The sequence below is a fragment of the Maribacter polysaccharolyticus genome, from assembly GCF_028882255.1.
Classification (GTDB): Bacteria; Bacteroidota; Bacteroidia; order Flavobacteriales; family Flavobacteriaceae; genus Maribacter_A; species Maribacter_A polysaccharolyticus.
The window spans coordinates 36,843-48,739 of the sequence record NZ_JARBUY010000001.1; the positions used below are offsets into that span (position 1 = coordinate 36,843).

The following is an 11,897-nucleotide window of genomic DNA, read 5'->3' on the forward strand; positions in this document are numbered from 1 at the left end:
AGGTTTGTTTTTGTTGGTGCGTAATATTACGATTTTGTCGAGTTTTCTGCAAGCCCATTCCCAAAAGTCCTTACACCATAGCTGAATTGGATTTAAGTATATCCAAGGCGACCAGACATTCCCGCATCAGGGTGTAGGTGCGGTGTATATCATTGTCCAAACCTATGGAGAAGCGCACCAATCCGTCAGTGAGGCCCATTTCCTTTTGTTCTTCCAGCGGAATTTCCGAAGATGTAGAGGTGCCTGGGGCACTGAAAAGGGTTTTGTAAAACCCTAAGCTAACAGCCAAATAGCCTAATTTACGTTCTTGCATGAGTTCCATAAGGGCATTGGCCTTCTCCAAAGTTCCCACATCCATGGTCAGGAGTCCCCCATAACCGAATTCATGGTTCATAAAACGTTTTAATTTTTGATGGCCTTTATGCGATTTTAAACCTGGGTATACGATTCGGAGTCCGTCTTTTTCAAAATTCTCCGCTAGATATTGCGCATTTTCACTGTGTTTCTTTACACGTATATGAATGGTTCTCATGTTTTTTAAGATCGATGCGGCCCTTAAACTGTCCAGTGTACTGCCCAATAACATTCCCGCACCATTATTGACATCTTTCAAGGCAAGACAGAATTCCTTGGACCCACATACGACCCCTGCCACACAATCACTTGAACCATTGATGAATTTTGTAAGACTGTGGATCACAATGTCGGCCCCTAACTTTGCCGGAGTTATCGAAAGCGGTGAAAAGGTGTTGTCCACGACCAACGGAAGCCCATGTTTTTTGGCCAATGTGGACAATGCTTTGATGTCGGCTACCTCCAATAATGGATTACTGACCGATTCGCAATAGATCATTTTGGTTTTAGGGGTAATGGCCTTTTCCACGGCCTCCAAATCGGTAATATCAACAAAGGAAGTCCCGATATTGAATTTTTTCAGGAAATTCTTAAGAAATGCATAGGTACCTCCATAAATGGTCCTGCTACTGACTATATGTTCATTGGCATTGCATAGCTGTAGGATCACAGCGGTAATGGCCCCCATACCACTGGCCGTTACATTGGCGGTTTCGGTACCTTCCAGAGCAGCCAATGCCTCTCCCAGATATAAATTGCTAGGGGAGGAATGTCGGGAATAGAGATAACAGCCTTCGGTGTTCCCCTCAAAAGTATCGAACATTTTTTTGGCCGATAAAAAGGTGTAGGTCGATGAATCCGATATGGATGGATTGATGCCACCGTATTCCCCAAAGTATTGTAAATCCTGTAAATTATCCGATGATTTGCTTTTCATTGCTTTGTGTTTAATACCGTAAAATTACCCTATACTTAGTTTTATTTCAACGTATTGTATTTAAATTAGAATTAAAAACTATATAATATGATATTTATAGAATATATTACAGTACATTTTACCATGGCTTTAGATAATCTGAAAATCATTCCAAATGAAATTTGATGCATTGGACAAAAAACTCCTGGGTTTATTGCAAGAGAACAGTAAGCGAACGACGAAAGCGTATGCGAACCAATTGGATCTTTCCGTAACCGCGGTTTATGAGCGTATAAAACGATTGGAGAAATCCGGGGTAATACGCAATTACGTTGCTTTGGTCGATAAAAAAAAGGTGGAAAGATCTTTCGTGGTATTATGTCATGTAAAATTGACCCAACATGCCAAGGCTTATGTACTTCAGTTTGAAAAAGAGGTACAACAGTTACAGGAAGTGGTTGAATGTTACCATACCAGCGGGGATTACGATTATATTTTAAAGATATTCGTTCGTGATATGGAAGCCTATAGGGAATTTATGGTAACCAAATTGACGGCATTGAACCATATCGGAAGCACACAGAGCTCTTTTGTGATCAATGAGGTAAAGCATACCACAAGAATTCCCTTATAAATCGGAAAATAGTGCTAATTTTGTTAGACATAAAATCAAAAATCACTATGACTGAATACGATGTGGCCGTAATTGGCTCTGGTCCTGGCGGATATGTAGCTGCAATCCGTTGCGCCCAACTTGGAATGAAAACAGCAATAATCGAAAAATACAGCACATTAGGGGGTACATGCCTAAACGTAGGGTGTATTCCTTCCAAAGCCATGCTCGATTCTTCCCACCATTACGAAGATGCCATTAAACACTTTCAGGAACATGGGATAGAAATCCCCGGGGAAATAAAGGTCAATTTAAAACAAATGATATCCCGCAAACAGGGGGTTGTTGATATGACCACCAAGGGCATTCAATTTTTGATGGATAAGAATAAAATTGATGTTTATGAGGGGGTCGGGAGTTTTAAGGATGCCACACATATCGATATTGCCTTGAGTGATGGCAAGAAAGAAACCATTGCGGCCAAGAATACCATTATCGCTACAGGGTCGAAACCCTCTACCTTGCCTTTTATTACCTTGGACAAGGAGCGTGTGATCACTTCAACGGAAGCTTTGGAGCTTAAGGAGATCCCTAAACATATGATCGTGATCGGCGGCGGGGTCATCGGTTTGGAATTGGGACAGGTTTATAAACGCTTGGGTTCCGAAGTTACGGTCATCGAGTATATGGATCGGATCATTCCCACGATGGATGCAGGTTTATCGAAGGAGTTGATGAAATCGATGAAAAAACAAAAAGTAAAATTCAACCTATCGCATAAAGTAAAGTCCGTTGAACGCAAAGGCGACGAAGTAATCGTAAAGGCCGATGATAAGAAGGGAAAGGAAATCACCTTTACCGGGGACTATTGTTTGGTATCCGTAGGGCGAAGACCCTATACCGACGGATTGAATGTTGAGGCCGCCGGAGTTGAAATGGACGATAGGGGCAAGATCGTCGTAAATGAGCATTTACAGACCAATATTCCGAATATTTATGCCGTTGGGGATGTAATCCGTGGTGCCATGTTGGCGCATAAGGCCGAAGAGGAGGGAACTTTGGTAGCGGAAATCATAGCGGGACAAAAACCACATATCGATTATAACTTGATTCCCGGGGTCGTATATACCTGGCCCGAGGTGGCCGCGGTAGGTAAAACCGAGGAAGAATTGAAAGAAGCCGGTATTACTTACAAAGTAGGCCAATTTCCGATGCGTGCCTTAGGACGGGCACGGGCCAGTATGGATGTTGATGGCTTTGTAAAAATCCTTGCCGATGCTTCTACCGATGAAATTTTGGGGGTACATATGATCGGTGCCCGTTGTGCGGATTTGATCAGTGAAGCGGTTACAGCCATGGAATTCAGGGCTTCTGCGGAAGATGTCGCTAGAATGAGCCATGCCCACCCTACGTATTCCGAAGCGGTAAAAGAGGCGGCATTGGCTGCTACTGAAGATAGGGCATTACATGTATAAAGGATAGGCCTTAAAAAAGGGGATATCGGAGCTTTTTGGCATTTCAATACGCTTTATAAATATAGGTAAATCAAGAATTTTCAGGAATGAATATCAATGATAAATCAGGAGTAAAGGAATATTTGCCTGCCGCCGAAAGGTATGGGGCAATGAAATATAATCGCAGTGGAAAGAGTGGGGTACTTTTGCCGGCCTTATCCCTAGGATTATGGCATAATTTCGGTTTTGTTGATAATACCGAAAATGCCCGTGAAATTTTACGTTGTGCCTTTGATTTGGGCATAACCCATTTTGACCTTGCCAATAATTACGGCCCGCCTTATGGATCGGCGGAAGATAATTTCGGGCAACTGTACAAAAAAGATTTCAAACCCTATCGCGATGAACTGTTTATCGCAACTAAAGCCGGTTTTGATATGTGGCCTGGCCCTTATGGAAACCATGGATCACGAAAATATTTGATCTCGAGTTTAGACCAGAGTCTAAAACGAATGGGATTGGATTATGTGGATATTTTTTACCATCATAGACCCGATCCCGATACACCCCTTGAGGAAACCATGATCGCCCTTTCGGATATTGTGCGCCAAGGAAAAGCCCTTTATGTGGGTATTTCCAACTATCAACCCAAAGAAACTGCCGAAGCGAGTAGCCTTTTAAAAGCATTGAAAGTACCTTTTATACTGCATCAGGCACGTTATTCTATTTTTGACCGATGGGTCGAGGATGGGCTTTTGGATACTTTGGGAAAAGAGGGGTTGGGCTGTATCGCCTTTTCGCCATTGGCCCAAGGGATGCTCACCAATAAATATGTAGACGGTATACCCGCCAATTCAAGGGCGGCCAGGGACTTTACTTATTTGGCTACAACCGATGTTGAACGTCATTTGGACAAAATCAAGAATCTCGCTGCCATAGCCGACCAAAGGGGGCAGAAGTTGTCCCAAATGGCAATAGCTTGGTTGTTGAACAGGCCGAACGTAAGTTCGGTCCTCATCGGGGCAAGTTCTACAGATCAGTTAAAGGAAAATATCGGTGCTTTGGAGCAATTGCAATTTACCCAAGAAGAATTGGATCTTATCGACAAAAATTCTTGAGATATTACGGATAGGTAATGGGTTTAGCTTTTTAGCAGCCTAACTGAACGCAAAAGTTTTAATACGTAAACTTTAGCGAGTCGTTGGGTAATGCTATATGCGGATATCAGATGCTTGTTCATGGTTTTTACCGTAAAAGCCAAGCCGGCATTTATGGTCGCTTTGTTCTTTTCATAGCGCAACGCAGTATAGGAACAGATAAACATGAAGATAAGGGCTCCCGAAATGGCAGCCGTCGGGTTCAATCCATGATGGAAGATCCTATAAAGTCCAAGTCCGGTGAAACTACCATATAGGATGATAAAATGGATGATGTATATACTTAGGGTACTTTGACCGATTTTCAATAGGGTGGCATTCACCATCATTCTTCTAAAAAGCATGAACATGGCAAAAACCACAAAAACGTCGCCCAATCTGATAAACAGGTAATTATTGTCGGCAATCGCTCTAAAAAGGGGTATCCCGGTCAAATAGGTGAGTTGCATAAAGATCCAGGAAGAATAGAATATCAAAGCCGTACCCGTCAAAAGGCACAAGCTAATCGCATATGGGTACAAAAACCTGTGTTCCCTATAACGCGTGAATACTACCGAAAGGAAAGCCCCGAAGGTCGTGTATCCGAACCAAGGTATGATGGTAAATACCGAACCGTTGTCCCTTGTAAGGAAATTTGCCAAAGCCTGGGGTAGGAACTCAAATGTCCATTGGGAATAAATCGGTTCAAAAAGGAACAAGAATAGCGTTACCCCCAACAACATAACCGGGAGCAAGGTCTTTTTGGTCCTATGGGCCAAAAGATAAATACCTATAATCCCGAGTAACGATAGTCCGATGCAATGCAGTACATCGACCAAGAAAAAGGTCTTATAAACCTGTCCTTTCAGTATCCCGAAAAGATTGGCCCGCAATAAGTAACCGATGAACAATAATTGCAATCCCCGTTTAATACCTTTGGAAACCCTAGGATTTTGCCATCCCCATTGAGGGACTTTAATGAGTAAATAGGTAAAAATAAAACCGGAAACGGTAAAGAAGACGGGAGCCGTAATACCCCTGAAATATTTCCATACCGTAAAGGTAATATTGGAGTTATCCCTAAAGACGGGATCTAAAAGTCCGTCAATAAAATGCCCTTGCAACATCATTAGAATGGCCCAAGCCCGCATGGCATCCACAAAATATAATCGAGCAGTTTTCTTCTCCAAAGACTAAAAATTAACAATTTTTCACAATATTACGAAATCAAATTAATCTATATACTTGAAAAACAAGGTTTTTGGATGTTTCTGGATGCAAAATTTTGTAAATACTCGTATTTTGTCCCATTTTACGGTATTTTCGTTAACTTAACTAACAAAACTATGGCATCAATAATGGCTTTCGCTGGAAGTAATTCGGCCTCTTCGATCAATTTCAAGTTAGTAAAATATACGGTATCCCTTATCAAGGGTCATGAAATTGAATTATTGAATATGGCCAGTGAGACTTTCCCCATGTACGGTATAGATCGGGAGAAACAATTGGGTTATCCGGAGACCTTGGTCAAGATACAAAAGAAAATAGAGCAAGCGGATGCCTTGGTGCTATCGGTAAATGAACATAACGGGGGTCCCTCGGCATATTTTAAGAACTTATTGGATTGGTTATCCCGATCCAATAGAAGTTATTTGGAGAACACGAAAGTATTTTTAATGTCGACTTCCCCTGGTAAGAGAGGGGCCATAAGTGCCCATGAATATGTCAAGTACGCATTGACTAGGGTCGGTGGGGATGTTACCGCATCTTTTAGCCTTCCTTCTTTCGAAGCGAATTTCAAAGAGGATATCGGTATTGTCGATACGACCTTAAAGAAAGAACACAAAAAAATATTGGATCGTTTTTTAATGGAATTATAGCATTTTGCGTACCCTAAAATCGTTCGAGGTTTCCGATACAAAGGCCTTTAAGGACCATTTACTGCAATGGTCACAGCAGTTTTTTGATATCGCATGGTTGGATAGTAATGCCCATGCGGATGTGTATTCTTCTTTCGATGCCCTATTGGCGGTAGATGCCCTCACCTTGATACAAACCGATGCCTACGGGGCATTTGAGGACCTAAAAGCCTATCAAAAGGAAACCAAGGATTGGATTTTCGGCTATCTTACCTATGATTTGAAGAACGATGTTGAAAAGCTGGTCTCGAAGAATCAAGATCATCTATATTTTCCGGAATTGTTTTTTTTCCAACCTAAAAAAATCATCCAACTAAAGGGCTCAAAAGTGGAGTTCCGTTACCTGAATGTGGTAGCCGATGAAATAGAAGGGGATTTTGAGACGATCCTAAAGGGAAGTCCAGTTTATAATGCGATTTCCACTTCCCCCGATATCCGTATTAAAATGCGCATTTTCAAGGATGAGTATTTTAAAGCCGCCCAGGAATTGTTAGGGCATATTCATCGGGGCGATGTCTATGAGGTCAATTATTGCCAGGAATTTTATGCCGAGGATACCGTGATCGATCCCTTACGCACCTACGAACACTTAAACGCTATCTCAAAAGCCCCTTTTGCGGCATTTTTAAAATTGAATGATAAATACCTCTTGTCGGCCTCTCCCGAAAGGTATCTAAGAAAGGAAGGGACAAAGATCATTTCGCAGCCTATAAAAGGTACCGCGAAACGGTCTAAGGACAGGGAAGAGGATGAGCTATTGAAAAAACGATTGTTCAATGATTCCAAGGAACGTGCTGAGAATATCATGATTGTGGATCTGGTAAGGAACGATCTTTCCAAAAGTGCCCTTAAAGGAAGTGTCACTGTTGCTGAGCTATGTAAAATTTACACCTACGAACAGGTTCACCAGATGGTTTCAACGGTGATTTCCCAAGTCAATGGGAATCGGAATCCGGTCGATCTTATCAAAGATACCTTTCCAATGGGAAGCATGACGGGAGCCCCAAAAATATCGGCCATGAAACTCATTGAGGAATCGGAAGCCTTTAAAAGAGGTCTTTATAGCGGAGCGGTCGGGTATTTTACGCCGGACAATGATTTTGATTTCAATGTGGTCATACGAAGTATTTTATTCAATGCTACCGAAAAATATGTTTCTTATGCCGTGGGCAGTGCTTTGACCGCTAAAGCCTCACCAGAGCAAGAGTATGAAGAATGTTTGTTAAAGGCCAAGGCCATGCGCGAAGTCTTGGAAAGTTCAAGTGCAGAGGGTTAACTCCGGAAAAGTCAACTTTACTTTATGGAAATACATCATTTCAATACAAATTCAAGGGGTTATACGATCTATGGGGGCTTTGTAAGTCCTAAGCAGGTCAAAGGGGTAGTGGTGTTGGTGCATGGTTTTGGGGAACATTCCGGTCGTTATTTCCGGGAAGTGGTACCAATGTTCACCGATTTGGGTTTTGCCGTATTGTTTTACGATAATTTCGGGCATGGTAAATCTAGCGGTAAACGGGGCCATTGCCCCAGTTACGGTGCACTCCTTGGCCTACTGGAGGAAATGCTTCAAAAAGCTGCGGACGTATTTCCGAAGGTGCCCCAATTCCTTTATGGCCATAGCATGGGGGGGAATTTGGTGCTGAACTTTGCCATGCGGAAAAAAAGTCGATTATCGGGGGTCATGGCCTCAAGTCCCTATTTGCGATTGGCCTTTTCGCCCCCAAAATGGAAAATGGTACTTGGCAAGGCCCTATTGGGAATTTGGCCAGCATTGACCATGCCATCCGGATTGGATCCCGATGGCATATCGAGGATGGTCGAAGAGGTAGAGGCCTATAAAGCGGATCCCTTGGTGCATGATAAGGTAAGTCCCATGTATACTTTTCCCATTATGGAGGCAGGGGAGTGGGCCATAAAGCATGCTGCCGATTTACGGATTCCCACCCTTTTGATCCACGGTACGGGCGATCCGATCATCGATGTAAAGGGAAGTGAGGAGTTTCATGGGAATAACCCGCAATCGACCACTTTGAAACTTTTTGAAAATGGTTTTCACGAATTGCACCACGACCTTTGCCGCAATGAAGTATTGATTTCCATTCAGAGTTGGCTAAGGCAACAACTTTAAGTAATTTTACACAGTGCAGAACGAATTCAAAGAACATATTCAGGAGAATTTCCCCGAACTGCTTCAAAACAAGTTTTTATTAGCCTGTAGTGGGGGGGTGGATAGTGTCGTTTTGACGCATTTATGCGCCGAAAGTGGCCTTGACTTTAATCTGGCACATTGCAATTTTAAGCTGCGGGGTACAGAAAGTGACAAAGACGAGGCATTTGTACGGCAATTGGCAAAACAGTTGGGTAAGACCGTCTTCGTAAAGCAATTTGATACGAAGGACTATGTCGCCGGTCATAAAGTTTCGGTTCAAATGGCTGCTCGGGAACTGCGTTATGAATGGTTTAATGATCTTATGGCGGAATATCGATTAAAAACTTTGGTTACTGCCCATCATGCCGACGATGACCTTGAAACCTTCCTGATAAATCTTTCCCGTGGTACCGGTATAAAAGGCTTAACCGGTATTCCGGCGAAAACCGGGTCGATTTCCAGACCGCTTCTGCCGTTTTCCAGGGTAGGGTTGGTAGAATATGCCAATCAACAAAAGATCGATTGGCGTGAGGATCAAAGCAATGCCGAGACGAAATACCTGCGAAATAAAATACGCCATACGATCATCCCCTTATTAAAGGAAACACATCCGACCTTTCTTGACAATTTTCATACGACCCAAAAAAATCTGCAACAGATTTCAGATATTTCCGATATCCATATCAAGCAACTCAAAAACCGATTATTTAGGGAAGAGGGTGACATAATACGAATTTCCATTGCAGCTTTGCAACGGCTTCAGCCCATCAAAGCTTATTTATACGGATTGTTCAATGCCTACGGTTTTACGGCTTGGAACGATATAGAACACCTCCTAACGGCCATGAGCGGTAAGGAAGTGAGGTCAAAGACCCATCGCATGCTTAAGGATAGGGACGATTTACTTCTTGGACCGATTCCAATACCGTCGCAAGATTCCTATAATATTGATGAAACCATTTCGGAAATAAAAACACCCATAGCCCTGTCGATCGTGCCGGTCGACTTGATTTCGGCCACGGCGCCCGATGTACTCTATGTGGATAAAGAAACGTTAAAGTATCCCTTGGTGTTAAGAAAGTGGGAAAAAGGCGACTATTTTTACCCATTGGGAATGAAGGGGCGTAAAAAATTGGCCAAATTCTTTAAGGATGAAAAAATGAATCTCATCGCCAAGGAAAATCAATGGGTATTGTGTTCCGACAACCGTATTGTTTGGGTTGTAGGGAAACGCGCCGATGAACGTTTTAAGATTACTTCGAATACAAAACAAATCCTAAAAATAAGTTTGAATTGATGAAACGATATTTTGCAGTAGTATTATTGATATTCACGAGTCTCACCTTCTATGCCCAAGATGATGAAAATCCCGTCTCTTGGACACATGAAGTAAAGAAGATCAGTGATACCGAATTTGATCTGATCATCAAAGGGGATATTTTCAAAGGTTGGCACGTTTATTCCCAATTTACGGCCGAAGGGGGGTCTTTACCGAGTGAGTTTACCTACAAAAAGGCGGGCGTCGATTATGAATTGGTAGGGGGGACTAAGGAAAGTCCGACCGAAACGGCCTATAGCGATATCTTTGAGGTCGATGAGACTTTTTTTAGGAAACAAGCCGTTTTTACCCAAAGGGTTAAATTGCTGAAACCCGATATACGCCAAATCGATGTGAATCTTTTTTATCAGGTATGTAAGGAGGTTTGTATAGCGGTGGATAAGGATTTCATTTTTGTGTTGGATGGTGGTGAGGCGGTTACCGTTGAAAAAAATGTGGATGATCGCAGTTTGGCCATGGGAGAGACCTTAAAATTAAACCTAAAGAACAAGGATAGGTTAACCGAAGGTAGTGATTCCAACCCTGAAACATCGAGTTTATGGGTGATTTTTGGATTCGGTTTCTTGGGCGGACTAATTGCCTTATTGACACCATGTGTTTTCCCGATGATCCCTTTGACCGTATCCTTTTTTACAAAGCAAGCGCAAAATAAATCCAAGGGTATAGTTAACGCCTTATTATATGGTTTTTTTATTGTCTTGATCTATGTGTTGTTGAGCCTGCCGTTCCATATATTCGATTCGGTCGATTCCCAAATACTGAATACCATTGCTACGAATATTTGGTTGAATCTCGCTTTTTTCATCATTTTCGTCTTTTTTGCATTTTCATTTTTCGGATATTATGAATTGACGCTCCCAAGTTCTTGGGCCAATAAGATGGATGATGCCTCGAACAAAGTTGGGGGGGCGATCGGGATCTTCTTTATGGCGGTTACCTTGGCCATTGTTTCGTTTTCCTGTACGGGTCCGATCCTTGGCGGATTATTGGGGAGTACGACCTTGGCAGAAGGAGAGGTAGCCAATAACCTTACCGCAGGTATGACCGGTTTCGGAGTGGCCTTGGCTTTTCCGTTCGCATTGTTCGCGATGTTCCCTGCATGGTTGAATTCGCTTCCCAAATCGGGTGGATGGATGACCACGGTAAAGGTGGTACTGGGATTTCTGGAATTGGCCTTGGCCTTTAAATTCCTTTCCAATGCCGATTTGGTAGGGAATTGGGGGATTTTTAAACGCGAGATCTTCTTAGGGGTTTGGATCTTACTTTTTGTATTGTTAACGCTATATCTTTTTGGTTTGATCCGATTTAAACACGACGGACCCAAACAGAGATTGTCATTGGGTAGGAAAATTACAGGGTTGATAAGTTTCGCCTTTACGGTCTATATGGTGTTAGGGGTTTTGAAATTCACCAATTTGAAATTGTTGAGTGGTTTTCCACCTCCCGATTTCTATAGTGTTTATCAGCAAGAAAGCGATTGCCCGTTGGGCATCGATTGTTATAAGGATTTCAATGAGGGAGTGGCTTATGCCAAATCGGTGGGGAAACCCATCTTATTGGATTTTACGGGTTGGGCTTGTGTAAACTGTCGAAAGATGGAGGAAAATGTATGGAGCGACCCCGAAGTATATCCGTTACTAAAAGATGAATATGTTTTGATATCCTTATATATCGATGATCGAAAAGCGCTTCCTGAAACCGAGCAGTTCGATTTTAAATATGACAGTGGTCGGGTAAAAACCATACAGACGATAGGACAGAAATGGGGAACCTTCCAGACTGTTAACTTCAATTCGGCTTCCCAACCGTATTATGTACTTATTTCCCCGGAACTGGAAGTATTGAATCGTGCCATTCAAAGTGCACCCAGTGATGAATATCGCGATTGGTTGCGTAAAGGGTTGGAAAACCTTAAAAGCCTGGGTAAAAATTAGACCTTAAATAATTGATTCTATGAATAAAAAGCACCTTTATGGGTGCTTTTTTTATTTATTAAATAATCCTACCTTACAAAATG

Annotated in this window: 10 protein-coding genes; 8 read left to right on the forward strand and 2 right to left on the reverse strand. The window is 42.4% G+C overall.

The window, feature by feature from the left end:
• Nucleotides 1-70 precede the first annotated feature (70 nt).
• Complete coding sequence (locus PHU20_RS00185) at nucleotides 71-1,291, reverse strand: aminotransferase class I/II-fold pyridoxal phosphate-dependent enzyme (RefSeq protein WP_274823310.1); 1,221 nt, start codon at nucleotides 1,289-1,291, stop codon at nucleotides 71-73.
• A gap of 154 nt (nucleotides 1,292-1,445) precedes the next feature.
• On the opposite strand from PHU20_RS00185, the gene PHU20_RS00190 reads away from it, so the two are divergent.
• From PHU20_RS00190 to mgrA, 3 genes are all read left to right on the forward strand, one after another.
• Nucleotides 1,446-1,904, forward strand: coding sequence for an Lrp/AsnC family transcriptional regulator (locus PHU20_RS00190; RefSeq protein ID WP_274823311.1), 459 nt, complete (start codon nucleotides 1,446-1,448; stop codon nucleotides 1,902-1,904).
• Nucleotides 1,905-1,951: 47 nt separating this feature from the next.
• On the forward strand, nucleotides 1,952-3,358 hold the full coding sequence (lpdA, locus tag PHU20_RS00195; protein WP_274823312.1) for a dihydrolipoyl dehydrogenase: 1,407 nt from the start codon (nucleotides 1,952-1,954) through the stop codon (nucleotides 3,356-3,358).
• Between the two features lie 86 nt (nucleotides 3,359-3,444).
• Nucleotides 3,445-4,455 carry an L-glyceraldehyde 3-phosphate reductase gene (gene mgrA, locus PHU20_RS00200; protein WP_274823313.1) on the forward strand — a complete coding sequence of 337 codons (1,011 nt, stop codon included), beginning with the start codon at nucleotides 3,445-3,447 and terminating at the stop codon, nucleotides 4,453-4,455.
• 23 nt (nucleotides 4,456-4,478) lie between these two features.
• On the opposite strand, the gene PHU20_RS00205 is transcribed toward mgrA, so the two are convergent.
• Nucleotides 4,479-5,663, reverse strand: a complete 1,185-nt coding sequence (locus tag PHU20_RS00205; protein WP_274823314.1) for a heparan-alpha-glucosaminide N-acetyltransferase domain-containing protein — start codon at nucleotides 5,661-5,663, stop codon at nucleotides 4,479-4,481.
• Between the two features lie 156 nt (nucleotides 5,664-5,819).
• On the opposite strand from PHU20_RS00205, the gene PHU20_RS00210 reads away from it, so the two are divergent.
• The 5 genes from PHU20_RS00210 to PHU20_RS00230 are packed head-to-tail and all read left to right on the forward strand — an operon-like array spanning nucleotide 5,820 to nucleotide 11,814.
• A complete protein-coding gene (locus PHU20_RS00210) occupies nucleotides 5,820-6,353 on the forward strand; it encodes an NADPH-dependent FMN reductase (protein ID WP_274823315.1) in 534 nt (177 codons plus the stop codon).
• A gap of 4 nt (nucleotides 6,354-6,357) precedes the next feature.
• Nucleotides 6,358-7,668 (forward strand): anthranilate synthase component I family protein, encoded by a 1,311-nt coding sequence (locus tag PHU20_RS00215; protein WP_274823316.1) that lies wholly within the window; start codon nucleotides 6,358-6,360, stop codon nucleotides 7,666-7,668.
• A 24-nt stretch (nucleotides 7,669-7,692) separates the two neighbouring features.
• Nucleotides 7,693-8,520: an alpha/beta hydrolase gene (locus PHU20_RS00220; protein ID WP_274823317.1), complete on the forward strand. Its 828-nt coding sequence runs from the start codon at nucleotides 7,693-7,695 to the stop codon at nucleotides 8,518-8,520.
• Nucleotides 8,521-8,533: 13 nt separating this feature from the next.
• Complete coding sequence (tilS, locus tag PHU20_RS00225; protein ID WP_274823318.1) at nucleotides 8,534-9,838, forward strand: tRNA lysidine(34) synthetase TilS; 1,305 nt, start codon at nucleotides 8,534-8,536, stop codon at nucleotides 9,836-9,838.
• A complete protein-coding gene (locus PHU20_RS00230) occupies nucleotides 9,838-11,814 on the forward strand; it encodes a protein-disulfide reductase DsbD family protein (RefSeq protein WP_274823319.1) in 1,977 nt (658 codons plus the stop codon). The genes tilS and PHU20_RS00230 overlap by 1 nt, the downstream gene beginning before the upstream one ends.
• Nucleotides 11,815-11,897: the final 83 nt, after the last annotated feature.